This is a genomic window from Paracoccus sulfuroxidans, assembly GCF_007830335.1.
GTDB lineage: Bacteria > Pseudomonadota > Alphaproteobacteria > Rhodobacterales > Rhodobacteraceae > Paracoccus > Paracoccus sulfuroxidans.
Genome location: NZ_VLKU01000002.1, coordinates 150,893 through 175,337 on the forward strand (window position 1 = coordinate 150,893; position 24,445 = coordinate 175,337).

Sequence of the window (24,445 nt, forward strand, 5' to 3'; positions counted from 1 at the left end):
AACATCGAGATAGTGTTAAGCAGAAAACAACTAAGAATGATCGGGTTAGCCGCTCAACGTATCTGCTTTGAGCGGCTTCAATATTTCCAGCGATCTTTGAACCTCTAAGGGCTGGGCGCTGCCTTGCGCGCCCCGGCTTTGGGAGGTGACGCCATGCTTAGCATCGACTGGCGTTCGCCGGCGGCATACAGGCACGCGAAGCATATTCCGGCCGCCGGTTTCGCTTGGGAATATCTGCGCCGGAATGACGAGTATCGTCAGGCGTTCCAGACCATCGCACTGACCGGGGGACCGTCCGGCCGCGACCTTGAAGCGTTCGCGGATCGCTGGGGGTTGCGATTTCCCATGCGATCCCGACGCGCCGCATGACCGGCTGCCGCCAATCTGGAGTCCGAGCCTTCATCCTCAAGCGGTGATGCTCTCGCCGGTCGAGCATAAGGGTGGCGACACCGAACCAATATTGACGCTGGCCCATCTCTCCGACCTCGACATGCGCCGTGCTGCCGATGGCTGGCACGGCATCTGGCAGGTGGATGGTGTCTCACATCAATTCTGGCTGCCCGAGGCGGTGTCGGACTCGGGTGCCTTCGCCGCCACGCTACCGATGGATAATTTTCTGGAGCTTCGCGCTCACGCCGCCCGCCGTTTCTGGCGATCCCTCAATGGTCGCGCACCCGGCCCCGACTTCCGGGCCGTTCCCGCCCAGCTCCGGCAATGGCATATCCTGTCCCTGCGCGCGCTCGACGCGCGGTTGCACGGCGAAAGCTATCGCACGATCGCCGAAGTCCTTCTCGGCTTTCGCGGCAGCAAGGAGGATTTCGAGAATGACCCGCGCAAAAACAAGGCCCGCCGCCTAGTCGCTCACGGTATTAAAATGATGCTCGGCGGCTATCGCCTGTTGCTCCACTATCCAATCAGGCCCAACAAGCGTTGATCATTCCGAGCACCATCTTGTTGTATGTCGCAAATTTTCTGCCAACTGCAACAATGACGTGCGACACGAAAAAGGCTGGAAAATCGGCCTTCCGAGAAGTGAATTTACGCGACAACTTCGGTAGAGATTGGTTAGAAAGCTAACATAATACAAAGCCGACGTACGACTGACTAAAATTGTTGGGCAATCCACGATTTCGCACCGACCAACTCGAAATTTCTTTTGAGAACATTTGCTATGGCTTTACTAAAGACGGCGCGTTTGACGCTCAGTCCTTGCACCCCGGTGGATCGCATCGACTTCATCCAGCTAGAGCTTGACCCAGAAGTGATGCGGTTTCTCAACAATGGCGCGGTTGATCATGACAGGGCCGATCCGGCGACCGCGCCGTTTCTCATGCCAAGAGGGACCGAGCCGAACGTCTGGACGGCGCGACGCAATGTGGATGACGAGTTCGTCGGCTGGTTCTGCTTGTTGCCGAAAGTGAAGACGGTAGCTGAAATTGGATATCGACTACGCCGGGAAGCTTGGGGTCAGGGGCTGGCATCTGAAGGCGCGTCGGCTCTCATCAGTTGGGGCTTCGAGGTCGCCGGGTATGATAAAATTGTGGCCAATACAATGGCGGTCAACCAAGGGTCGCGCCGTGTAATGGAGAAGATTGGCATGAAACACACGCGGACGGATTTCTTGGATTTTCCCGACCCTATACCTGGCACTGAGCACGGCGAGGTAACGTATGAGCTGACCTGTTCAGAGTCCCGAAACTTGCGACACAAAGCAAACTGAAAACCGCCGATGCTCACGCCTTGTTAGCTGCCGCCTGTTCCAGAATCTTCCTATAGCCCTCATGCGAAAGCCATTGCGCGCGTTCGAGATGGCTTTGCCAGCAACGATAGGTCCGAAGTTCCTCGGCAACCGGATCGCGGTGCAGCACGATCCGCGCGACTTCCATCCAGTCCGCACCTTCTGCCTTCGCATCCAGTAAGCGCAGATAGGTCACGAAATGCCGTTCGTCATAGACGGTTATGGTGTCGCCGGTCGGCGCTTCATCGTCCACATCGGGATCGAGTTCGACGGGAACCCGCATCGCCATCCCCTTCATCTGGAGAGAGCCTTGCTTGCGGTGCGCCCCCGCAAATGGCCCCTCTACCTGGTGATCGGGGAGTTAGTAACCGTGACTAGACGGCCCTATGACCTTTGGGCGGGTAGCCTTGGACATACGCCATAGGCTCCCCGACCATAGGTTCGAGGATCGTGGTGCCGTCACGGCCGACACCAACCGCTAGTCAGGGGTTACTACGCCCCAGAGCAGCGCGTCTGCTCCACCCACAATCTTAGCCGAGCTGCGCGCGAATGTCTTTGCCTTTTCGGCGCATCGCGGCACGGGATGCTGAAATCCCTCATCTATTGGCCGCGCACCGCCCCTTGAGGGGGTGCCGCCAGCGCATAGACGCAAATGCGGCACGCTACGCGCCGCCGGTCTCTCGCCATGTTTCGCCACAGTCCGCTGCCGCCCTCGGCAGCCCAATCCCGACTGGAGGTGATCCATGCCCAACCCACTTGCGGGCCTGCCGCCGCGCCTGTTGCGCACCAAGGAAGCCGCGCGCTTCCTCGGCATATCCATCCGCACCCTTGAGAAGCATCGCACCTATGGCACCGGGCCGACCTATCGCAAAGTCGGCGGTCGCGTCCTCTACACCGTCCGCGATCTGGAAGACTGGAGCGCGGCGGGCGAGCGCAAATCCACCCGCGACAAGACCGCCGGCACCGTCTTTCCCGCGCGTCCGCTTACGCCCGAAGAACGGGGCGACTGCTAGATGCTGCGCGAGGACGACCACGACCCCGCACAGCCGACCGAGGACAGCGAGCGCAGCCGCCTAGACCCCTTCGTGGTCGCAACCGGCGACGCGCCGCCGCGCGACCAGCGCGACTTGATGGAACGGCCGTTCTTCTCGCTGGCGAAGACCCCGCGCACCAAGCCGATTCTTTACAAGGCCGCCGACATAGAGGTGCAGGTGTTCGGGATGCCCGAGCACGGCATGGCGACCATATGGGACGCCGATGTGCTGATATGGGCGGCCTCGCAGATCGTTGCGGCCGAGAACAACGGCCTCACCACTTCGCGCTTTGTCCGGTTTACGCCTTACCATCTGTTGCGCGCCATCGGGCGGCCGACCGGCAATCATCAATACCGGCTTCTGAAAGCCGCGCTCGCACGGCTGCAATCGACCGTCATCGCCACCACCATCCGCAACGGCCCGCATTGGCGTCGCCGGCAATTCTCATGGATCAACGAGTGGGAGGAAATGACGACGCGCGCCGGCCGCGTCGAGGGCATGGAGTTCGTCCTGCCCGAATGGTTCTACAACAGCGTCATTGACCGTTCGCTGGTCCTGACCATCGACCCGGCCTATTTCCGCCTGACTGGCGGCATCGAGCGATGGCTTTACCGCGTCGCCCGAAAGCACGCCGGGCACCAGCGCCACGGCTGGGTTTTCGAGGTCGCGCACCTCCACCAGAAATCCGGCAGCCTCGCCCGGCCGTCCGACTTCGCGCTCGACCTGCGCCGGATCGCGGCCCGCCAGCAACTTCCCGGCTACCTGCTCCAGATCGAGCGGGAAGACGGCCGCGAACTGCTGCGCATCCGCCCCGAAAGCTCATCAACAGGCACTGTTGATAACCCTGTTAATGCCATCGGCAGATCAGGCGCACGGGGTATCGGCACATCAGGCGCAGCACTATCGGCAGATCAGGCGCACGAACCGCAGCTAACGCTTTGGCCTGAAACGCGGAATCCGACCGCTAACTTATCTAACAGAGAATCTAACTCTTTTTCTTTGACGCGCGCGCAGGCGAAGCGTGGTGCCGGTTCTGCCCGAAGGGGCGTGCCATGACGGCCGCGCTCGACGCGCTGCGCCCGCGCAGCCCCCAGCACATCACCGGAGACGAACAATGACCCGTCGCGCCCACCGCAGCGCGCACGGCCGTCCGCTGCCGGACGGGCCTGCGCCCTTCACAACATTGGTCGAGCTGACCTTCGAGAAACGCAAGGTCGAGCACTGGATACGCTTCGGCCGCAAGAGCTACGAGCAGATCATCGACCGCCGCCGCAGCGTCGTCGGCTTCGCGCCGGGCAGCGTCTTTGCCTTCGTGCGATGGGCGAAAGGCGAGCACGGCACTGTCGTTTCGCGCATCGATATTGTGCGCGCCATCGGGCGCGGCGAGCCGTTCCAGACATTGCCCTTCGTGCGCCCCGGTGGCGAAATCCTGTTGCGCCTCGACGGCTGGCCCAAGGTGCAGCGTGCGCTTGTAGCTATCGACGCCGTGGATGCGCTCGGCCTCGATCCGGCCGACGCCTCGCCGGATCACTGGCGGCACGTCCACAACCGTTTGACCGCCAATCTGGAACCGCACGCCTACACGCCCGAGCGACATGCCGCTTGGCTTCACCGTCGAAGGATCGAGCCATGACGCGCCGCCGCACCCTTACGGTGACGGCGCTGGCGGTGATCGGCATCGCCGCCGCAAGCGCGGTCAAGACGCCGACGAAACTCATATGGAACGCCACCGCCAGCGCGCCAGTCGGGTTCTACACCGTCGAGCCGGCAGACCGGATTGACGTGCCCGAGCTGGTCGCCATCATGCCGCCCGAACCGCTCGCCAGCTTCATGGTCGAGCGCGGCTATATCGCGCGAGGCGTCCCGCTCTTGAAGCGCGTCTTGGGCCTGCCCGGACAGCGGGTTTGCCGAGCCGGCCGCACGATCACGGTTGACGGGATCGAGATGGGCGAGGCGCTGGAGCGCGACAGCCTCGGCCGCGATCTGCCCGTCTGGCAGGGCTGCCGCGTCATCGGCGGCGACCAGCTTTTCCTCATGAATTGGGAAGTCCGCGACAGCCTCGACGGCCGTTATTTCGGACCCATCCCCGCAGATTCCGTCATCGGCCGAGCGGTTCCGCTCTGGACCGATGAGGAAGGCGTCGGCCGCTACGAGTGGCGCGCGCCGACGCACTGACCCCCCCCCGAGAACCAACCGCAGGAGATTTCCCATGGCAGAAATAGGCACCTTCACCCGCACCGAAACCGGCTATGCGGGAGAGCTTCATTCGTTCGGCCTCCACGAAAAGCTGTTCATCGTCCCGGCCAAGCCCAGCGACGTGAAAAACGCGCCCGATTATCGCCTGCGCCTCGACAGCGAGGACGGGCCGGACGCAGGCCCCGCATGGAAAGACTCCAGTGAGAACGCTGGCGAGTTCGTGTCGATGCGATTGGAGGGACCGATCTTTCCGTTCCCGATCCGCGCCAAACTGTTCCAGTCCAACGACGACCCTTCGGTCTGGACCCTGCGTTGGAAGCACGCCCGGAAGATCGAGGATGAGGAATGACGGCCGCGCGCGTCCGGCCCGCCATCCGGTCAAAGATCGGCATCCATTTGTTCGCGGAAAAGCCGTCTCATCCCTTCGTCCCGCTCGGCGACCAGACGGCCGGCGCGCGCAGCAAAGGTCAGGGGCGGCCATCGGCCGGCGCTTGCGCCTTGCCCTTGACCGCAGCGAGCACGCTGGCAGGCTGGCGGCAAAGCGGAGACAGGCCGGCATGGCATTATGCCGTTCTGTTGCTGGCGGGGGCGCTTTCCGTCTGCGCCGGATCGGGCGTCGCGGTCGCGCAATCCGCGCCTGTCGAGCGCCCGGCCGCAGTCCATCCTTATGCGGCGCACATTGCCGAGGCGTCGCAGCGGTTCGGCATCCCCGAGCACTGGATTCGCGCCGTGCTGCGCGCCGAAAGCGCGGGCGATGTGCGGGCGGTTTCGTCGGCCGGCGCGATGGGATTGATGCAGGTGATGCCCGACACATGGGCGGGCCTGCACGTCCGCCATGGCCTCGGCCACGATCCCTACGACCCGCGCGACAACATCCTCGCAGGCACGGCCTATCTGCGCGAAATGTTCGACCGCTACGGCAATGTCGGCGCGATGCTGGCAGCCTACAATGCCGGTCCCGGTCGCTACGACGAGCACCGCGCGACCGGCCGCGCGCTGCCAGCCGAGACGCGGGCCTATGTCGCCGCGCTCGCGCCAATCCTCGGCGGCGCGGCTGCAACCGAACCGCCGTCATCGGCACCGCCACCGCCGCCCGATTGGCGCGAGGCACCGATGTTTGTCACGCGCTCGACCGACGCCCGAACTGCGTCCGAACTGCCGTCCGAGGCGCAATCCGGTGATCTGTTTGCTGCCGTTTCGGAGCCGGATCGCCGATGAAGATTGCCTATGCCGACCCGCCCTATATCGGCTGCGCGCACCTCTACCGCGATCATCCCGACTATGCCGGCGAGGTCGATCATGTGCGCCTGATCGAGCGACTGGAGCGCGACTATGACGGCTGGATATTGCACGCCGCCGCGACGCCGCGCTCCATCGCAACGCTTGCCCCACTGGTCGAGCGAACGGGTGCGCGATGGATGGCATGGGTGAAGGGATTTGCTGCGTTCAAACGCAATATTCCGGTCGCCTTCGCGTGGGAGCCGGTCATCGTGAAGGCCGCGCGAAAGCCTGTCGTCAGCAAGCGGTTGGTGATGCGGGACTGGATTCAGGAGAGCATCACCCTGCGCCGTGGCCTCACTGGCGCGAAGCCCGAAGCGGTCTGCCATTGGGCTTTCGAGATGGTTGCCGCGCGTCCCGACGACATGCTCGACGACCTGTTTCCCGGCACCGGGGCGGTTGCCGAAGCGTGGCGCACATGGCGGCTCAAATTCGCTTTGCCGGACGAGCCGGCAGCGCGTTCCGCTGCGCCTCGCGGTGTGCAGGATCGTGCAGCGGATGGAGCAGGATCATGAAGGCAGGAGGGGCAGAAAAGGCAGGAAGGGCGGAGGGCAAGATTAAAGAAGACGGCACCATGTCGGGCCGCTTCTGGAAATTGTTGTTGTCTGCACACTGGTTAGGTGGCCGGTTCCGGCACCATGGTTTTGAGGGGCCGCGTGCCGCGATTTTGCGCAAAGCCTTGGCTTTGCAGGGTTTCAAGCGGCACCATAGGCGCAGATCGGCGGTTTTCCGGCGGTTTGGGCTGGAGTCGCGCCCTTGAGCGCCGACGACGAAAACCGCTTCCGACCGAAGCCCGGCCGCATCCGATCCGACACGCCGAAGGCTGGCAAGACCAAGAGCTTTTTCACGCAGGTCAGGAAGATCACCCGGCAGCATCAGGCGGCAGCCTCCCGCGACCCTTCCATGCCGTCATCCGCCCGCCCGTCATCGTCGGGCCGGTCCCGTGCCGTGGTCGCCAGCGGCAAGGGCGTGAAGCGCGGCCGGGGCGCGAGCTTCGTGCGTGCCCGCAATATCTCGGGCAACTGGCATCATCGCCAGCCGGGCAGCCGCCGCGTCATCGTCAAGCAGCGCAGCGTCAGGGCCGCATTGAAGGGCGGCCGTGCCCGTGCACATCTGCGCTATGTCCAGCGTGACGGAACCTCACGCGACGGCGAGCGGGGCCGGCTCTATTCGGCGACCGAGGACCGCGCCGATGGCGACGCCTTCCTTGATCGCGGCAAGGACGACCGCCACCAATTCAGATTCATCGTCTCGCCCGAGGAGGGGGCGGAGCTGTCGGACCTCACGGCCTACACCCGCGATTTCATGAAACAGGTGGAAGCTGACCTTGGCACCAAACTCGATTGGGTTGCCGTCAATCACTACAACACCGGCCATCCCCATGTGCATATCGTCGTCAACGGCCGCGACGATATGGGCGGGGATCTAGTCATCAACGGCGACTACCTTTCCGCCGGCCTGCGCGAACGCGCCAGCGAGCTTGCCAGTCTCGAACTCGGCCCCGTGACCGAGATCGAGCAGGCCCGCAAGCTATCCGCCGAGATCGACCAAGACCGTTTCACCCGGATCGACCGCGCCATGGTCGAGGAAGCCGATGCCCGTTTCCTCGACCTGCGCCATGAACTGGCAGAGCCGAGGCGGCAGTTCGAGCGCACCTTGCGCCTGCGCCGCCTTACCAAGCTGGAGAAGATGGGGCTGGCGACCGAGCACGCGCCCGCCGTTTGGGAATTGAGCAAGGACATGGAACCGGCCCTGCGCGAGCTAGGCGAGCGTGGCGACATTATCCGCACCATGCAGAAGGCGCTCGGCCCGCAGGCAGGCGAACGCGATCCCATGAGCTTCCAAATCCATGACGGAGCGCCCGAGACGCCTATCGTCGGCCGCGTCGTGGACAAGCACCTGTCCGACGAGTTGGGCGAGAACCTGACAATCGTGGTGGACGGGATCGACGGTAGGACGCACCACATCGCCGGCATCACGCCCGAGCGGCTGGAGGACGCCCGCATTGGCAGCGTCATCCAGATCGGCCCGGCCGAGGTGGCACCCCGGCCGTCCGACCGCACCATCACCGCCATCGCCGAGGACGGCATCTATCGGCCGAGCCGCCATCTGGAGCAGGCGAAATTCGAGGGCCGCGTTCCCGGCGGCGACGATGAGGGCTATATCGATGCCCATGTCCGGCGGCTGGAGGCGCTGCGCCGGGCCGGCATCGTCGAGCGCATCGACGCCGACCAATGGCGCATCCCAGATGATCTGGTCAGCCGCGCGGCTGATTACGATACCGGCCGCGACCGGCAGGCCAGCGTTCGCGTGCTTTCCCCGGTTGATCTGCAAAGGCAGATACGTTCGGACTGCGCGACATGGCTGGACCGGCGATTGGTCCATGGCGAAACGGCCGACCTTGCGCCGACCGGCTTCGGGCAACAGGTCCGCGAAGCCATGGACCAGCGCCGCGAGCATCATATCGAACAGCGCGACGCCACGCGCAACAGGGACGGCCGAATCTTCTACCGGCGCAATCTTCTCGCCACCCTGCGCGAGCGGGAAGTTGCGCGCGCCGGTGCGGAGATGGCCGAGGGCAAGGCGCTGCCGTTCCGCGCCGCCAAGGATGGTGAGAGTGTCAGCGGCAAGTTCACCGGGACTGTCCAGCTAACGAGCGGCAAGTTCGCCATCGTGGAAAAGAGCCACGAGTTCACCCTTGTCCCGTGGCGGCCGATCATCGACCGCCAGCTCGGCCGCGAGGTCGCGGGTATCATGCAGGGCGGTTCGGTGTCGTGGCAGTTAGGGCGGCAGCGGGGGTTGGGGCTATAGGAGCCAACGATACCGCATTGCAACGCAACAACTAATTCGATAAGAGCTGCTATTCAATTTCGTAATCGTGGAGCCATCAGCATGGGAAATTCCAAGTCAGCAGACAAGTAAGCCGCAACATCAGAATTGTTGTTGCGGCGCTCTGTAAGACCAATCCCATCTGATTGCTGACGAGCAGACGCTGCCCGGTATCCTTAATCGAGCGGTTGATTCGTCATGACCACGACACGCCCCGCGTGGGCCTATACGCTGCCGGCAGCCTTGCTGTTTATGGCTCCCTTCGACATCCTCGCCTCGCTGGCGATGGATATTTATCTTCCAGTCGTTCCGGCGATGCCGGGCGTCCTGAACACGACTCCATCCATAATCCAACTCACGTTGAGCCTCTACATGGTGATGCTCGGTGTGGGCCAAGTGATCTTTGGGCCACTCTCCGATCGCGTCGGGCGACGGCCGATCCTGCTTGTAGGCGCAACGGCTTTCGTTGCTGCGTCTCTGGGAGCGGCTTGTTCTTCAACTGCATTAGCCTTTGTTGCGTTTCGTCTGGTTCAGGCTGTTGGAGCATCGGCCATGCTGGTGGCCACCTTCGCGACCGTGCGCGACGTATATGCCAATCGTCCCGAAGGTGCCGTCATCTACGGCCTTTTCAGTTCGATGCTGGCGTTCGTGCCTGCGCTCGGCCCTATAGCCGGTGCGCTGATCGGCGAGTTTTGGGGATGGCAGGCGATCTTCATCACACTGGCTGCACTGGCTTCGCTCGCACTCTTAAACGCCAGTTTCAGGTGGCATGAAACCCGACCGTTGGATCAGGCCAGAACGCAACGATCTGTTTTGCCGATCTTCGCGAGTCCGGCCTTTTGGGTTTACACGGTCGGATTTAGTGCCGGCATAGGCACATTCTTCGTTTTCTTCTCGACAGCCCCCCGTGTTCTCATAGGCCAAGCCGGCTATTCCGAGATCGGATTTAGCTTGGCCTTCGCGACTGTCGCGCTGGTCATGGTCACGACAACCCGCTTCGCAAAGTCCTTCGTTGCCAAATGGGGTATCGCGGGATGCGTAGCGCGCGGGATGGCGTTGCTCGTTTCCGGCGCGATCCTGTTGGGGATCGGCCAACTTTTCGGATCGCCGTCATTTTTCAGCTTCATCCTGCCGATGTGGGTTGTCGCGGTCGGCATTGTCTTCACGGTGTCCGTTACCGCCAACGGCGCACTTGCGCAGTTCGACGACATCGCTGGATCAGCGGTTGCGTTCTACTTCTGCATCCAAAGCCTGATAGTCAGTATCGTCGGGACATTGGCGGTGACGCTGTTAAACGGCGATACAGCGTGGCCCGTGATTTGTTACGCCACGGCAATGGCAGTGCTGGTGTCGTTGGGGCTGGCGCTCCTTCGATCCCGTGATGCTGCCACCGAGAAGTCGCCAGTCGTCTAGCCGACGACTGGAAGCAAGCCCGCTCCGATGCGGCGCAATAATCTTCGAAACCTCGTGAATGGCGGTATCCTGTCTGGCAAGATACCGCTCATTTCCCTTGTCCCGTGGCGGCCGGTCATCGACCGCCAGCTCGGCCGTGAGGTCATGGGCATCGTGCAAAGCGGATCGGTGTCGTGGCAGTTGGGGCGGCAAAGGGGCATAAGCCTCTAATCTGTTGTAGATGAACGCAGCCGCTCGAAACCAGCGATGAGGCTGTCGAGTCCGAAGTTGAACGCAGCATCCATGCCGTCTGTTTCCAACTCGTGAAACAGATCGTGCAGGAAGGACGACGGTGCTTGCTCGGACACATCTGGCCTGTCCGGAACTCTCTCATCGGCATCAGATGCCTGCTGCTCGAGAACGGAACCGACCACATAGTGACTGACCGCCCGGAGCGCCCAAACGGCGCGCTTCGGACAAAAGCCCTCCGCGCAGAGAAAGCGTATTTGCGTCTCGGCGGTGCCAAAATTCGGTTCTGTCGGTCGAGTGCCGGCATGGATACGCGCGCCGTCGCGATAAGAGAGCAACGCCGTTCTGAAGCTCAGGGCATTCTCTTTCAGGAACACCCGCCAGTCCTCATTCTCTTGGGGTAGCGAGCGGGTATGGCGTTCCGCCAGCATCGCCTCGGCGAGCGCATCAAGCAGCGCTCGCTTGTTCTGGAAATGCCAGTAAAGCGCAGGCTGCTGAACCTTGAGGCGTTCAGCGAGCTTCCGCGTCGTCAGGCTGTCCATGCCAACCTCGTTCAACAGCTCTAGCGCCGCCGCGATCACGGTGCCCTTGTCCAGTTTGGTCATTCACGTTCCTTCGCCAGTGCTTGACAATTTATCACCGATAAGTTCTATGTCCATCTCCTTATCGTTGATAAAGTCGCTCCATTGAGCGGCGCTGGAGTTTCAGGTGCGCAGCTCTGCCATCATTGCCCTGCTGATCGTGGGTCTTGACGCCATGGGTCTCGGCCTCATCATGCCCGTCCTTCCGACGCTTCTGCGTGAGCTTGTGCCAGCAGAGCAGGTCGCTGGACACTATGGTGCCTTGCTGTCGCTCTATGCATTGATGCAGGTCGTCTTCGCGCCCATGCTTGGACAGCTTTCGGATTCTTACGGTCGGCGTCCGGTACTTCTGGCTTCTCTTGCAGGAGCCGCAGTCGATTACACGATTATGGCATCAGCGCCGGTCTTATGGGTGCTCTATATCGGCCGACTCGTGTCCGGCGTCACGGGCGCAACCGGAGCTGTAGCAGCCTCAACCATTGCCGATTCGACGGGGGAAGGTTCTCGCGCACGCTGGTTCGGCTACATGGGGGCCTGTTATGGGGCGGGCATGATTGCCGGGCCAGCACTTGGTGGCATGCTCGGTGGTATCTCTGCTCATGCCCCGTTTATCGCCGCCGCCCTTCTCAACGGGTTCGCGTTCCTGCTTGCCTGCATTTTCCTCAAGGAGACTCATCACAGCCATGGCGGGACCGGAAAGCCGGTTCGCATCAAACCATTCGTTCTGTTACGGCTGGATGATGCATTGCGCGGGCTAGGTGCGCTTTTCGCAGTTTTCTTCATTATTCAACTGATCGGCCAAGTGCCTGCAGCCCTATGGGTCATATATGGCGAGGACCGTTTTCAGTGGAACACCGCGACCGTTGGTTTGTCGCTCGCGGCGTTTGGGGCAACACATGCGATCTTCCAAGCGTTTGTTACCGGCCCGCTTTCAAGCCGGCTTGGAGAGCGGCGCACGCTGCTGTTTGGCATGGCTGCGGATGCGACTGGCTTCGTTCTTCTGGCTTTTGCCACGCAGGGATGGATGGTGTTCCCGATTCTGTTGCTGCTTGCCGCCGGGGGTGTTGGCATGCCGGCCTTGCAGGCAATGCTCTCAAACAAGGTCAGCAGTAACAAGCAAGGGGCTTTGCAAGGAACGCTAACGAGCCTCACCAATCTAAGCTCTATCGCAGGACCGCTTGGCTTCACAGCACTCTATTCTGCCACCGCCGGGGCATGGAACGGTTGGGTTTGGATTGTCGGCGCGATCCTCTATTTAATATGTCTGCCAATACTACGCAGACCATTCGCAACTTCATTGTGATTTAGTCATGGCGATTTGGCATGCGTAGACTTAGGAGAAATGACGGATTAAATCTGTTGAGCAATCATCTCCTTTCGGGGCGAGTGCCAATGATGACCTTAGTTCACACTCTCGCTGTCGCCGAATATCTCAACTTCCGTCACGCCGCCAACGCGCTCGGCGTTGCACAGTCCAGCGTCAGCGCCCGCGTGAAGGCACTGGAAGAAGACCTCGGCATCCTCTTGTTCGAGCGTCATGCGCGCGGCGTTCGGCTGACCGAGGCCGGACGCCATTTCGTCGAGCGGATAGCCGTAGGTATTGACCAACTCGACCATGCGGTGAAAACCGCCGGCATGGCGGCAGCCGGAGAAAGCGGCCGGCTTCGCATCGGTATCCATGCCCTGATTCCGCATAGCTTCCTCGCAAAGCTGATCGGCCAATACCGCAAGGATTACCCCGATGTTGAAGTCGAGATCGCCGAAGGCCCGGCCCGTGAAGCGGTGGTGCAGCTTCGCGCCGGCAGGTTGGACGTGGCGTTCGTCGCGGGCACGCCCCAACCACCCGACTGCCATTCCCGTCGCACATGGACCGAACCGCTCTTGGCGGTGCTACCGGAACGGCATCCGCTCGCCAAGCGGTCAGCCGTCACATGGCCCGATTTGGCAGGCGAGACGTTCCTTGTCCGGCATGGCGGCACTGGACCGCAGGTTCATAGCCATATCGTGCTACGCCATGCCGAGCGCTGGCCTGCGCCGTCGATCCTGCGCTTCGACGTGGGGCGTGGCACCCTTTTGTCTTTGGTCGGACAGGGCTTTGGCATCACCATCGTCGGCGCGGCCACGGCGCTGTTGCCGACAAACGGCATTGTCTTTTTGCCCTTCACCGACGAGCCGGAGCCGGTCGCCTTCTCGGCTGTCTGGTCGCCGTCCAATCGCAGCGCGGCGCTTCGCAACCTGCTCAGCCTCGCCAACGACATGGGCCGGAAGGTCTGCACGGACTACCGTTCGATACTACCACGGATAGCGAAGGCGTGAGCGACAAGTCCACCGGCACCGTACAATTATCCAGCAGCCAGTTCGCTGTGGTTGAAAAGAGCCATAAATGCACCCTTGTCCCGTGGCGGCCGGTCATCAACCGCCAGCTCAGCAGCGAGGTCTGCGCGGGCAGATAGGACCGGCGCTATAGGATCAATGCTCTATTCGACCTTCCTCTCAAAAGCGTTATCTGACCATCGTTGCGTAGCGAACCGAAGTGTTTGCGGAAGCACAGTCCGGGACTGTTACTGCCATCGCCGGAAAGCGACACTTGCATTAACACCGCCAAAGCCGAATCCGTTGGAAATGGCATGTTCCATGAGAATGGGCCGCGCAGATTGGCGAACGAGGTCGATACCAGCGGCAACAGGATCGGGGGTTTCTAAATTTCTCGTTGGGGGAGCAATTTGATCGCGCAAAGCGAGCAACGTGAAGATTGCCTCAATACCGCCTGCGGCACCAAGTAGGTGCCCCGTAGCCGATTTCGTGGCGCTTACGACCACATCATGATTGCCGAACACGGATTGTATCGCGGCAATTTCTCCTCGATCTCCTACGGGGGTGGAGGTGGAATGTGCGTTCAAATGTTGAATATCGATTGGTTTCAACCCAGCACTGTGGAGTGCAATTCCCATCGCACGGGCCGCGCCTCGGCCGTCATCTGGACCGGCAGTCATATGATGTGCATCGGCGCTTGTGCCGTATCCCACCAATTCCGCTATGGGCTTGGCACCCCGAGCGAGGGCATGTTCTAATTCCTCTATGACGATCAGACCCGCCCCTTCAGACATTACGAAACCATCGCGCCCGGTGTCGAACGGCCTCGACGCCAGTTCCGGGGTAGTATTGTAGCCGGTGGATAGTGCTCGCGCGGCAGCAAATGCTCCAAGACTAACCTTATCAATGCATGCTTCTGCCCCGCCGCACAGAGCGATGTCGGCCTCGTTAGAGCGTATCAGCCGCGCGGCGTCGCCGATGGCTTGAACGCTGGCAGCGCAGGCGGTTACAGGCGTGCCAATAGGACCTGTAAATCCATGCCTGATGGTAACATGTCCTGCCGCGAGATTGGCCAGAAACGATGGCACGGTAAAGGGTGATAGCCTCCGTGCTCCCCGTGTATCCGTTATACGAACTGCTGAAGCAATTGCAGGAAATCCGCCTATACCAGAGGCAATAATTGTCGCCGTGCGCTCACGTTCGTAGTCGCACGTAGGATGCCATCCCGCCGTTTCAAGAGCCTCCATCGCGGCCGCTAGTGCGAACAGAATGAAGCGATCCATTTTTCGTTGATCCTTTGTGTCAACGATCACATCGGGATCGAAACCGGCTTCGGAATCTTCAATCAGGCTGGGAACGAGTCCTCCGATTTTCACCGGCAGGTCGCTGGAGATTTCATCGGGCAAACTCCTAATTCCTGATTTTCCTTCCAAGAGCCTTTTCCAGCTTGTTTCGGTCCCGGAACCAAGAGGGCCCACCAGACCCATGCCGGTTATAACAATTCGACGCATTTGATTATTCCGCTTTTTCTGAGTTTACCCGCTTCACACGGTTTATGACGCGCATCGTTTCTTCCGTCGCCGCTGGGCCTGCTAGAAGAACCGTGTTTTCAGGAGTGATTTTTTCTCCAGTATCCGCATCGACTATGATGGCGTTTCGTTCCCTACCGGTTTCCCTGTCGCCAAGGCGCATGGCTATTTCATTGGGCGCAAGATTCCGGTTTCCCCATGCGAACAGGGCGATTGCTACCGGATAGAAATCTCGCCCCTTGTCGGTAAGGACGTATTCAAATCGAGGCGGATGATCATTGTATCGTTGCCTTTCAAACAACCCTTCGGCTGTGAGATGTTTCAATCGCCTCGCCAAAATGTTCGTGGAAATACGGAGATTCTTCTCGAATTCATCGAATTTGCTCAACCCTTGGAAGGCGTCCCGCAGGATCAGGATGCTCCACCAGTCACCCACGCTTTCCAGCGCTCGGGCTGCGGGACATTCGGATGATAGAAAGCTTGTTCGTTGCATGGCACATCCATAATGGCGTTACTTCCATTATGCAAGTTACATATGTGACAGCGGCGACATGACGCGAGGGCTATCCGAGGCATCCATTGCGGCGATTCGCCCGACCAGTTGAGCAGCGGCGATCACCCGGCCGGATGGCGGTGAATGCAACCCGTCCTATTTGCCGCCGATAGTATCCGGCAGCCCTCTCGCATCCGCTTTCCTGTTGCCTGTCCCGATTTTGCCTACTCTCTGATCGGCTCCGTCTCTTTTGCCGACTGGAGCCTGCATTGCGCGGAGGCCGAATCCTTTGGGGTCAGATCGCCGTAGTCTTCACCATCGTCTTGGTGATGACGTGGGCGGCGACGCAATGGGTAGCGTTTCGTCTCGGCTTCCAGCCCCAGCTTGGCAATCCGTGGTTCGAGCTGGTTGGCCTGCCGGTCTATTATCCGCCGGCCTTCTTTTGGTGGTGGTTTTCGTTCGACGCCTACGCGCCCGCGATCTTCGTCGAGGGCGGCATCATCGCCGTATCGGGCGGTTTCCTCGCCATCGCCGCCGCCATCCTCATGTCGATCATCCGGGCACGGGAGGCGCGCAACGTCGCCACCTATGGTTCGGCGCGATGGGCAGAGGATAGGGAAATCCGCACCGCCGGCCTGCTCGGTCCCGATGGCGTCCTGCTCGGCCGATACAACCGGGACTACCTGCGCCATGATGGCCCGGAGCATGTCCTATGCTTCGCCCCGACGCGCAGCGGCAAAGGTGTCGGGCTGGTGGTGCCGACGCTGCTGACATGGTCCGCATCCGCCATCGTCCACGACATAAAAGGCGAAAACTGGACGCTGACAGCGGGCTTCCGCGCGAAGCATGGCCGCGTGCTGCTGTTCGATCCAACCAACGCCAGATCGTCGGCCTACAACCCGCTGCTGGAGGTCCGGCAAGGGGAATGGGAAGTCCGCGACGTGCAGAATATCGCGGATATTCTGGTCGATCCCGAAGGCAGCTTGGACAAAAGGAACCATTGGGAAAAGACCAGTCATTCGCTGCTGGTCGGCGCGATCCTGCATGTCCTCTATGCGGAGAAGGACAAGACCTTGGCGGGCGTTGCCAACTTCCTGTCCGATCCGCGTCGCCCGGTCGAGGCGACCTTGCGCGCCATGATGGATACGCCGCATCTCGGCGAGGCTGGCGTTCATCCCGTCATCGCGTCGTCGGCCCGCGAGCTGCTGAACAAGAGCGAGAACGAGCGCAGCGGCGTCCTTTCCACAGCCATGTCATTTCTCGGCCTCTACCGCGATCCCGTGGTGGCGCAGGTGACGGCACGATGCGACTGGCGCATTGCCGATCTGGTCGGCAGCCGCCGGCCCGTCACGCTCTATCTGGTCGTGCCGCCGTCCGACATAAACCGCACCAAGCCGCTTATCCGCCTGATCCTCAACCAGATCGGCAGGCGGTTGACCGAGGAACTGACCACCTCCGGCAAGCGCCATCGCCTGCTGTTGATGCTGGACGAGTTTCCGGCGCTCGGCCGGCTCGACTTCTTTGAATCGGCGCTCGCCTTCATGGCGGGGTATGGAATCAAAGGCTTCCTGATCGCGCAGAGCCTCAACCAGATCGAGCGCGCCTATGGGCCGAACAACGCCATCCTCGACAACTGCCACGTCCGCGTCAGCTTCGCCACGAATGACGAGCGGACGGCCAAGCGGGTGAGCGACGCGCTTGGCACCGCGACCGAGTTGCGCGATTCCACCAACTACGCCGGCCATCGCCTTGCACCGTGGTTAGGTCACTTGATGGTTTCACGGCAGGAGACGGCTCGGCCGCTGCTCACGCCGGGCGAGATCATGCAGCTTCCGCCAACCGACGAAATCGTCATGGTCGCGGGCACGCCGCCGATCCGCGCAACCAAGGCCCGCTATTTCGAGGATGCGCGGTTTCAGGAACGCATCCTGACCCCGCCCGATCTGGTCGCCGCTCCGCTGGCGCCCAGCCCATCCGCCGATGACTGGTCCGGCCGCGTGGTCGCGGCGGGAAGCCGTTCCGCAACGGTCGCCGCAGATGCGACCGAGGGCGATCCGGCCAACGCCGGCATCCGCCGCGAGCCGGAATTGCCCGAGCATGAGGAAATCGTCACCCCGCCGCCATCCCCCGAACAGGAGTTCGACATTCTGGACGACGAGCCGGATGTTGACGCGGCCAAGGCCCGCACTATCCGCCAGCGCATGAGGATGGTGGCGCGGCAGGTGGCGATGAACCCCGATGATGGAATCGAGCTTTGAGGACACGCCTATGACCACACGCACCCGCCTGAATCTCTATTTCGACCCAGCGCTCATCCCGCAGATCGAGGCGATGGCGCTGCGCCGCTCGGCGGCGCTGCGCCGCAATGTCTCGAAATCCGCCATCGTGGAGGCGGCGGTCATGTCCTACCTGTCCGGCGATGCCGACGACCAGCTTGAAGCCGCCATGTCTCGCCGCTTGGATAAACTCGGCCGCCAGATCGACACGCTCGACCTAGATCTCGCCGTCCTCGGCGAGACGGTCGCGCAGTTCATCCATTTCTGGATGACCATCACGCCGCCGCTTTCAGGAGCCGCGCAATCTGCTGCCCGCGCGAAAGGTGCGGAACGGTTTGAAGGATTCATGCAGAATCTCGGCCGGCGTCTGGCGACGGGCGACAGGTTCTTGAAGGAGATTACGAGAGATGTTGGGCCTGAAGAAGGTCTTCCGGGGTTGAACAATCATCCAACGCAGGAGCGCTGATGAAGATTATTGCACCGACTATAGTCGCTATGCGCGGCGCTAGGTTCGCCTACTTCTCTCCGTCAACGCATCAATGTTATCTAGAGCTTCCGAATTGCTGAACTACCTCTCCGGTTATCCACGCGCTATCAGGCATCAGATCAAAGTGATTTCGCCCAGGGCGTTCGAGATACCGTGCTGATGGGAAATGTGCGACGGCGGCGGCTGTTGCATTCCGAAAAAAGCACTTTTCGCCTGCATAAAGTAAAACTGGCGCAGTGAACGACTCAGAAGCCGCACCCAAGGGCGGCCATTCAGCTTCAGCGGTGCGTAATGCATGAAGTGCGTTGGTGTTGACGCGAGCAAGACGGGTGGCCATGCCGTCCGGCACATCGAACATTTGCATCCAAACAGCAAGCCAAGCTTGTGCTCCACTGGAAAATGTTTCGGCAACCATATCTGTCGCCAAATCGACTTCAGAGTGAAGCTCGAACCCCCCAAGAATCAATCCTCGATAAGCCTCTGGATTTTGAACGGCGGCAGCGAGCGCTATTTTTGCGCCGAGCGAGTATCCCCAGACTAATGGATTTACTAGATCTAGGGTGTTGATTACCGTTTCAATGTCAGAAGCCATTTTGGGCAATGCGTAAGAGGACGAATTCGTGGGGCATGTGCTTAGCCCGTGCCCGCGAGGTTCGACACATACGACATGAAATTCCTTAGCCAATCCTGAGATGTAGCCAAGTTCTAACCAGTCCTCACAGGTCATGCTGATGCCAAAGATCAGGACAAGAGGCAGGTTCGTTTCATCACCAAACGTCTCATACCTCACGAGAACGTCGTCATTTTTAACATAGGGCATGACCATCAATAACGTGCGACAAGCCTGATCGCAACTTCGGTAGCAAAAAGGAGAGGTGGAAAGGCAGCAGAATCTCGGCCGGCGTCTGGCGACCGGCGACAGGTTCCTCAAAGAGCTGTCGCGCGACATCGACTCACTTCCCGACGATCCGTTGCCGGACGAATCCGAGAGCAACGGCGATCAAGAATAAGTATTCGGACCCGTCCTATTTACCGCCGATGGCCGCCGATTGCCGCCGCCGCTTAGATACTTGTTGAACCGGCCCAATTCCGGGCTTTCTTAATCGACCCCGATCCGGGGACCGCCTGTTGCGCCCCGCCAGAAGCCGGGGCCGACATGACCACCAACCACCACAGACAGGAAGCGATCCAGCGCGGCGCGCGCATGTTGCGCACCGCGCTCGGCCCCGCCATTGCCCGGCTGCTCGAAGACCCGGCCGTGGTCGAGGTAATGTTGAACCCGGACGGTCGCCTTTGGGTGGACCGGCTGTCCGAAGGGCTTTCCGACACGGGCGAACGCCTGTCCGCCGCCGATGGCGAACGCATCGTGCGGCTGGTCGCGCATCATGTCGGCGCAGAGGTTCATGCCCGCAGCCCCCGCGTCTCGGCAGAGCTGCCCGAGAGCGGGGAACGGTTCGAGGGCCTTTTGCCGCCCGTGGTCGCCGCGCCGGCCTTCGCCATCCGTAAACCTGCCGTCGCGGTGTTCACGCTCGACGACTATGTGGCCGCCGGCATCATGTCTGCCGATCAGGCGGAAACGCTGCGCGAAGCCGTCGCAGCCCGCGCCAATATCTTGGTGGCGGGCGGCACTTCCACCGGCAAGACCACGCTCACCAATGCCCTTTTGGCGGAGGTCGCCAAGGGCGCGGATCGTGTCGTCATCATCGAAGACACCCGCGAGCTGCAATGTGCCGCGCCCAATCTGGTGGCGCTGCGCACCAAGGATGGCGTCGCCAGCCTGTCGGACCTTGTGCGGTCCTCGCTGCGCCTGCGCCCCGACCGCATCCCGATTGGGGAGGTGCGCGGATCGGAAGCCCTCGACCTGCTCAAAGCATGGGGCACGGGCCATCCCGGCGGGATCGGCACCATTCACGCCGGCACCGGCATCGGCGCGCTTCGTCGCCTTGAACAGCTCATCCAAGAGGCTGTCGTCACGGTCCCGCGTGCGCTGATCGCCGAGACTATCGACCTTGTTGCCGTCCTTTCCGGGCGCGGTTCCGCGCGCCGGCTGGCCGAGCTTGCCCGCGTCGAGGGGCTGGGGCCGGACGGCGACTACCGCATCACGCATCCCATCCCTTCGGCAATCCCCACCAGCACAGGAGAATCTTCATGATCCGCACCCTTACGCGCGGCTATCGCTTCGCCACGACCGCCGCATCTGCCCTTGCCATCAGCCTCATGCTTGCCCCGGCCGCCCATGCGTCCGGTTCGTCGATGCCATGGGAACAGCCCTTGCAGCAAATCCTCCAGTCCATCGAGGGGCCGGTCGCCAAGATCATCGCCGTCATCATCATCATCGTGACGGGCCTGACCCTCGCGTTCGGCGATACCAGCGGCGGCTTCCGTCGCCTGATCCAGATCGTTTTCGGCCTGTCCATCGCGTTCGCCGCATCGAGCTTCTTCCTGTCTTTCTTCTCGTTCGGCGGCGGGGCGCTCGTTTGATGGCGGGCGGCCTCGAACTGCTCGACGCGGTGCCGGGCTTCACGGTCCCGGTCCACCGGGCGCTGACCGAGCATATTTTGCTCGGCGGCGCACCGCGCTCCATCGCCATCATGAACGGAACGCTGGCCGGAGCCGTGGGCCTCGGTTTGCGCCTCTGGCTGGTCGGCATCGCCATTTGGGCAATCGGCCATTTCGCAGCCGTATGGGCGGCGAAGCGCGATCCCCAATTCGTCGAGGTCGGGCGTAGGCATCTGCGCGTCCCCGGCCATCTGGCGGTGTGAGGGCGCGGCCATGATGAACCTTTCCGAATATCGCCGCACCGCCGCCCGGCTCGCCGACTATTTGCCATGGGCCGCATTGCTCGGCTCCGGCGTCGTCTTGAACAAGGACGGCAGTTTTCAGAGGACCGCGAAGTTTCGCGGTCCCGATCTGGATTCCGCCGTCGCGGCCGAGCTGGTCGCCGTCGCCGGCCGCATCAATAACGCCGTGCGCCGCCTCGGCTCCGGCTGGAGCATCTTTGTTGAGGCGCAGCGCAGCGAGGCCGCGACCTATCCCGACAGCACCTTTCCCGATGCGGCATCGGCGCTGGTCGATGCCGAGCGCAAAGCCGGGTTCGAGGAAGCAGGCACGCATTTCGTGTCGGGCTATTTCCTGACCTTCCTCTGGCTGCCCCCGGCCGAGGAAGCCGCCCGCACTGAGGCATGGCTCTACGAGGGCCGCGAGAAAACCGGCGTGGACCCGTGGGAGCTGCTGCGCGGCTTCATCGACCGCACCGACCGCGTGCTGGCTTTGCTCGACGGCTTCATGCCCGAGTGCCGTTGGATGGATGATGGCGCGACGCTGACCTATCTCCACTCCACCATCTCGACCAACCGGCATCGCGTGCGCGTGCCCGAGGTGCCCATGCACCTCGATGCGCTGCTCGCCGACCAGCCCTTGACCGGCGGGCTGGAGCCGCGCCTTGGGACCAAGCATCTGCGCGTGCTGACCATCGTGGGATTCCCGACCGCGACGACGCCGGGCCTGCTCGACGAAATGAACCGCCTGCCGTTCCCCTACAGGTGGAGCACGCGCGCGATCCTGCTCGACAAGACCGACGCGACGCGGCTGCTGACCCGCATCCGCCGCCAATGGTTTGCGAAGCGCAAGAGCATCGCCGCGATCTTGAAAGAGGTGATGACCAACGAGGCGTCCGCGCTGGTGGACACCGACGCGGCCAACAAGGCGCTCGACGCCGACATGGCCTTGCAGGAACTCGGCGCGGACGTGGCGGGCATGGCCTATGTCACGGCCACCGTCACCGTATGGGATGCCGACCCGCGCCTAGCCGACGAGAAGCTGCGCCTGGTCGAGAAGATCGTTCAGGGGCGCGACTTCACCGCCATGCCCGAGAGCGTCAACGCGGTTGACGCATGGCTCGGCAGCCTGCCCGGACACGCCTACGCCAATGTCCGCCAGCCGCCCATCAGCACATTGAATCTCGCCCACATGATCCCGCTGTCGGCGGTGTGGGCGGGGCCGGAACGGGACGAGCATTTCGGTGCGCCCCCTCTGCTCTTTGGAAAGACCGAAGGCTCAACCCCGTTCCGGTTGTCTTTGCATGTCGGCGACGTAGGGCACACCCTTGTCGTCGGCCCCACGGGCGCGGGCAAGAGCGTGCTGCTCGCCCTTATGGCCTTGCAGTTCCGGCGCTACGCCGGATCGCAGGTCTTCGCCTTCGACTTCGGCGGCAGCATCCGCGCCGCCGCGCTCGCCATGGGCGGCGACTGGCACGACCTTGGTGGCGGGCTGACAGAAGGGGCCGAGGCGTCCGTCTCGCTCCAGCCGCTCGCCCGCATCCACGACACCTATGAACGCGCATGGGCGGCGGACTGGATTGCCGCCATCCTCATGCGGGAAGGCATCGCCATCACGCCCGAGGTCAAAGAGTATCTTTGGACGGCGCTGACTTCGCTGGCCTCGGCCCCGGTCGAGGAACGCACCATCACCGGCCTTGCGGTGCTGCTGCAATCCAACGATCTGAAACAGGCGCTCCGGCCGTTCTGCGTCGGCGGTGCCTATGGCCGGCTGCTCGACGCCGAAGCCGAACATCTCGGCTCGGCGGATGTGCAGGCGTTCGAGATCGAGGGCCTTGTCGGGACTGGAGCGGCCCCGGCCGTGCTGTCCTACCTGTTCCACCGCATCGGCGACCGGCTCGACGGGCGGCCGACGCTTCTCATCATAGATGAAGGCTGGCTTGCGCTGGACGACGAGGGTTTCGCCGGCCAGCTCCGCGAATGGCTGAAAACGCTCCGCAAAAAGAACGCCAGCGTCATCTTCGCCACGCAAAGCCTGTCCGACATTGACGGCAGCAACATCGCGCCCGCGATCATCGAGAGCTGCCCGACGCGGCTTCTGCTGCCGAACGAGCGCGCCATCGAGCCGCAGATTACCGAGATTTACCGGCGTTTCGGGTTGAATGACCGGCAGATCGAAATCCTCGCACGGGCCACGCCCAAGCGCGACTACTACTGCCAGTCGAGGCGCGGCAATCGCCTGTTCGAGCTTGGCCTGTCCGAAATCGGCCTCGCGCTCTGCGCCGCATCCGCCAAATCCGACCAGACGCTCATTGCACAGATCGTCGCCGAACACGGCCGCGACGGCTTCCTCGCCGCATGGCTACGCGCGCGCGGCGTCGAGTGGGCGGCCGAGCTGATCCCCAACCTCACCAATCTTGCCGACCGGCCGGAATCCGCCGCGCCGGCCCGGCTCGATACCCACCCCACACAGGAGATTCTTCCATGACCTATCCCAAGTTTGTCGGGGCTTCGGCCCTCGCGCTGGCGCTCGCAGTGCCCGTCGCGCTGTCGCCCATGCTGGCAAGCCCGGCCCATGCGCAATTCGGTTTCGGCCGGATCGTCTATGACCCGAGCAACTACGCGCAAAACCTGCTCACGGCAGCGCGCACGCTGGAGCAGATCAACAACCAGATCACCAGCCTCCAGAACGAGGCGCAGATGCTCATCAATCAGGCCCGCAATCTGGCGAGCCTGCCGTATTCGTCGCTCCAGCAGCTCCAGCAGAACGTGAGCCGGACGCAGCAGCTTCTTAGCCAAGCGCAGAACATCGCGTTCGAGGTCGGGCAGATCGACCAAGCGTTTCAACAGCAATACGGCAACGTCTCGCTTTCGACGACCGACGCCCAGCTTGTCGCCGATGCGCGCAGCCGGTGGGAGAACACGGTCGGCGGCTTGCAGGACGCAATGCGCGTGCAGGCGGGTGCGGTCGGCAACATCGACAGCAACCGCGCCGAGATGGCCGCGCTTGTCGGCCAGAGCCAAGGCGCGACCGGCGCGCTGCAAGCCACGCAGGCCGGCAACCAGCTTCTCGCGCTCCAGTCACAGCAGCTTTCCGATCTGATCGCGGTCATCTCGGCGAACGGCCGCGCCGACGCGCTGACCGAAGCCGAGCGCGCGACCGCCGCCGAACAGGGCCGCATCCAGCGCGAGCGTTTCCTGACGCCCGGCAGCGGCTATCAGCCGGGTAACGCGCAGATGTTCAACAACGGCAACAACTGACCGGGAGGCTCG

The 24,445-nt window shown here is 62.2% G+C and carries 27 protein-coding genes and 3 pseudogenes; 25 read left to right on the forward strand and 5 right to left on the reverse strand.

Annotated features, from left to right (window positions below; all coding sequences use genetic code 11):
* Positions 1-153: 153 nt before the first annotated feature.
* The 3 genes from IQ24_RS03210 to IQ24_RS03220 all read left to right on the forward strand — a co-directional run bounded on the left by IQ24_RS03210 (position 154) and on the right by IQ24_RS03220 (position 1,720).
* Positions 154-369: a transcriptional regulator domain-containing protein gene (locus IQ24_RS03210; protein WP_145396300.1), complete on the forward strand. Its 216-nt coding sequence runs from the start codon at positions 154-156 to the stop codon at positions 367-369.
* Positions 370-415: 46 nt separating this feature from the next.
* Positions 416-934, forward strand: coding sequence for a DUF2285 domain-containing protein (locus IQ24_RS03215; protein ID WP_145396301.1), 519 nt, complete (start codon positions 416-418; stop codon positions 932-934).
* 237 nt (positions 935-1,171) lie between these two features.
* Positions 1,172-1,720: a GNAT family N-acetyltransferase gene (locus IQ24_RS03220; RefSeq protein WP_145396302.1), complete on the forward strand. Its 549-nt coding sequence runs from the start codon at positions 1,172-1,174 to the stop codon at positions 1,718-1,720.
* A 13-nt stretch (positions 1,721-1,733) separates the two neighbouring features.
* On the opposite strand, the gene IQ24_RS03225 is transcribed toward IQ24_RS03220, so the two are convergent.
* Positions 1,734-2,036 (reverse strand): DNA -binding domain-containing protein, encoded by a 303-nt coding sequence (locus IQ24_RS03225; protein ID WP_407586946.1) that lies wholly within the window; start codon positions 2,034-2,036, stop codon positions 1,734-1,736.
* Positions 2,037-2,481: 445 nt separating this feature from the next.
* Between IQ24_RS03225 and IQ24_RS03230 the strand changes: the two genes are divergently transcribed.
* The 11 genes and pseudogenes from IQ24_RS03230 to IQ24_RS20175 all read left to right on the forward strand — a co-directional run.
* Complete coding sequence (locus IQ24_RS03230) at positions 2,482-2,751, forward strand: helix-turn-helix transcriptional regulator (RefSeq protein ID WP_018426335.1); 270 nt, start codon at positions 2,482-2,484, stop codon at positions 2,749-2,751.
* Entirely contained in the window at positions 2,752-3,828 is a 1,077-nt protein-coding gene (locus IQ24_RS03235; RefSeq protein ID WP_145396303.1) for a replication initiator protein A, read from the forward strand. It begins immediately after the preceding gene.
* A gap of 58 nt (positions 3,829-3,886) precedes the next feature.
* Positions 3,887-4,405, forward strand: a complete 519-nt coding sequence (locus IQ24_RS03240; RefSeq protein ID WP_145396304.1) for a DUF2840 domain-containing protein — start codon at positions 3,887-3,889, stop codon at positions 4,403-4,405.
* Positions 4,402-4,947, forward strand: coding sequence for a S26 family signal peptidase (locus IQ24_RS03245; protein WP_145396305.1), 546 nt, complete (start codon positions 4,402-4,404; stop codon positions 4,945-4,947). The genes IQ24_RS03240 and IQ24_RS03245 overlap by 4 nt, the downstream gene beginning before the upstream one ends.
* Before the next feature lie 34 nt (positions 4,948-4,981).
* Positions 4,982-5,317 (forward strand): DUF736 domain-containing protein, encoded by a 336-nt coding sequence (locus tag IQ24_RS03250; RefSeq protein WP_145396306.1) that lies wholly within the window; start codon positions 4,982-4,984, stop codon positions 5,315-5,317.
* Complete coding sequence (locus IQ24_RS03255) at positions 5,314-6,186, forward strand: lytic transglycosylase domain-containing protein (protein ID WP_145396307.1); 873 nt, start codon at positions 5,314-5,316, stop codon at positions 6,184-6,186. The genes IQ24_RS03250 and IQ24_RS03255 overlap by 4 nt, the downstream gene beginning before the upstream one ends.
* The gene (locus IQ24_RS03260; protein WP_145396308.1) at positions 6,183-6,761 is read left to right on the forward strand and encodes a hypothetical protein; all 579 of its coding nucleotides are present in this window, start codon (positions 6,183-6,185) and stop codon (positions 6,759-6,761) included. Before IQ24_RS03255 ends, IQ24_RS03260 begins: the two co-directional genes overlap by 4 nt.
* 388 nt (positions 6,762-7,149) lie before the next feature.
* Positions 7,150-7,650: pseudogene (locus tag IQ24_RS20570) on the forward strand (relaxase/mobilization nuclease domain-containing protein); the annotation flags it as partial.
* Between the two features lie 174 nt (positions 7,651-7,824).
* Positions 7,825-9,057 carry a DUF3363 domain-containing protein gene (locus tag IQ24_RS20360; RefSeq protein WP_268905781.1) on the forward strand — a complete coding sequence of 411 codons (1,233 nt, stop codon included), beginning with the start codon at positions 7,825-7,827 and terminating at the stop codon, positions 9,055-9,057.
* Positions 9,058-9,273: 216 nt separating this feature from the next.
* Positions 9,274-10,488, forward strand: a complete 1,215-nt coding sequence (floR, locus tag IQ24_RS03270) for a chloramphenicol/florfenicol efflux MFS transporter FloR (protein WP_145396309.1) — start codon at positions 9,274-9,276, stop codon at positions 10,486-10,488.
* A gap of 93 nt (positions 10,489-10,581) precedes the next feature.
* Positions 10,582-10,698 (forward strand): annotated as a pseudogene (locus IQ24_RS20175) (DUF3363 domain-containing protein); the annotation flags it as partial.
* Here IQ24_RS20175 and tetR(G) read toward each other — a convergent pair.
* Positions 10,695-11,321, reverse strand: a complete 627-nt coding sequence (gene tetR(G) / locus IQ24_RS03280) for a tetracycline resistance transcriptional repressor TetR(G) (protein WP_145396310.1) — start codon at positions 11,319-11,321, stop codon at positions 10,695-10,697. The pseudogene IQ24_RS20175 and the gene tetR(G) overlap by 4 nt on opposite strands.
* A gap of 103 nt (positions 11,322-11,424) precedes the next feature.
* Here tetR(G) and tet(G) point away from each other — a divergent pair, with 103 nt between their 5' ends.
* The 3 genes and pseudogenes from tet(G) to IQ24_RS20370 form a co-directional block, all read left to right on the forward strand.
* The gene (tet(G), locus tag IQ24_RS03285) at positions 11,425-12,600 is read left to right on the forward strand and encodes a tetracycline efflux MFS transporter Tet(G) (protein WP_145396311.1); all 1,176 of its coding nucleotides are present in this window, start codon (positions 11,425-11,427) and stop codon (positions 12,598-12,600) included.
* A gap of 56 nt (positions 12,601-12,656) precedes the next feature.
* Positions 12,657-13,613: a LysR family transcriptional regulator gene (locus IQ24_RS20365; protein ID WP_022675688.1), complete on the forward strand. Its 957-nt coding sequence runs from the start codon at positions 12,657-12,659 to the stop codon at positions 13,611-13,613.
* Positions 13,550-13,735: pseudogene (locus IQ24_RS20370) on the forward strand (DUF3363 domain-containing protein); the annotation flags it as partial. The gene IQ24_RS20365 and the pseudogene IQ24_RS20370, both read left to right, overlap by 64 nt.
* Before the next feature lie 123 nt (positions 13,736-13,858).
* Here IQ24_RS20370 and fabF read toward each other — a convergent pair.
* Positions 13,859-15,121, reverse strand: coding sequence for a beta-ketoacyl-ACP synthase II (gene fabF / locus IQ24_RS03300; RefSeq protein WP_145396312.1), 1,263 nt, complete (start codon positions 15,119-15,121; stop codon positions 13,859-13,861).
* 4 nt (positions 15,122-15,125) lie between these two features.
* Positions 15,126-15,632 carry a winged helix-turn-helix transcriptional regulator gene (locus tag IQ24_RS03305; protein WP_145396313.1) on the reverse strand — a complete coding sequence of 169 codons (507 nt, stop codon included), beginning with the start codon at positions 15,630-15,632 and terminating at the stop codon, positions 15,126-15,128.
* 269 nt (positions 15,633-15,901) lie between these two features.
* On the opposite strand from IQ24_RS03305, the gene IQ24_RS03310 reads away from it, so the two are divergent.
* Both IQ24_RS03310 and IQ24_RS03315 read left to right on the forward strand, forming a co-directional pair.
* A complete protein-coding gene (locus IQ24_RS03310) occupies positions 15,902-17,890 on the forward strand; it encodes a conjugal transfer protein TraG (RefSeq protein ID WP_029074264.1) in 1,989 nt (662 codons plus the stop codon).
* Between the two features lie 10 nt (positions 17,891-17,900).
* Positions 17,901-18,374: a hypothetical protein gene (locus IQ24_RS03315; protein ID WP_029074263.1), complete on the forward strand. Its 474-nt coding sequence runs from the start codon at positions 17,901-17,903 to the stop codon at positions 18,372-18,374.
* Between the two features lie 76 nt (positions 18,375-18,450).
* Here the strand turns inward: IQ24_RS03315 and IQ24_RS03320 are convergent, their stop codons facing one another.
* Positions 18,451-19,215 (reverse strand): alpha/beta fold hydrolase, encoded by a 765-nt coding sequence (locus tag IQ24_RS03320; RefSeq protein WP_158581548.1) that lies wholly within the window; start codon positions 19,213-19,215, stop codon positions 18,451-18,453.
* 55 nt (positions 19,216-19,270) lie between these two features.
* Between IQ24_RS03320 and IQ24_RS20475 the strand changes: the two genes are divergently transcribed.
* The 6 genes from IQ24_RS20475 to trbJ all read left to right on the forward strand — a co-directional run bounded on the left by IQ24_RS20475 (position 19,271) and on the right by trbJ (position 24,433).
* Entirely contained in the window at positions 19,271-19,405 is a 135-nt protein-coding gene (locus IQ24_RS20475; RefSeq protein ID WP_277872851.1) for a hypothetical protein, read from the forward strand.
* 194 nt (positions 19,406-19,599) lie between these two features.
* Positions 19,600-20,547 carry a P-type conjugative transfer ATPase TrbB gene (trbB, locus tag IQ24_RS03330; RefSeq protein ID WP_200973972.1) on the forward strand — a complete coding sequence of 316 codons (948 nt, stop codon included), beginning with the start codon at positions 19,600-19,602 and terminating at the stop codon, positions 20,545-20,547.
* Positions 20,544-20,876: a TrbC/VirB2 family type IV secretion system protein gene (locus IQ24_RS03335; protein ID WP_029074261.1), complete on the forward strand. Its 333-nt coding sequence runs from the start codon at positions 20,544-20,546 to the stop codon at positions 20,874-20,876. Before trbB ends, IQ24_RS03335 begins: the two co-directional genes overlap by 4 nt.
* A complete protein-coding gene (locus IQ24_RS03340) occupies positions 20,876-21,157 on the forward strand; it encodes a VirB3 family type IV secretion system protein (RefSeq protein ID WP_029074260.1) in 282 nt (93 codons plus the stop codon). The genes IQ24_RS03335 and IQ24_RS03340 overlap by 1 nt, the downstream gene beginning before the upstream one ends.
* Positions 21,158-21,167: 10 nt before the next feature.
* Entirely contained in the window at positions 21,168-23,660 is a 2,493-nt protein-coding gene (trbE, locus tag IQ24_RS03345; protein WP_145396315.1) for a conjugal transfer protein TrbE, read from the forward strand.
* A complete protein-coding gene (gene trbJ, locus IQ24_RS03350) occupies positions 23,657-24,433 on the forward strand; it encodes a P-type conjugative transfer protein TrbJ (protein WP_029074258.1) in 777 nt (258 codons plus the stop codon). Before trbE ends, trbJ begins: the two co-directional genes overlap by 4 nt.
* Positions 24,434-24,445: the final 12 nt, after the last annotated feature.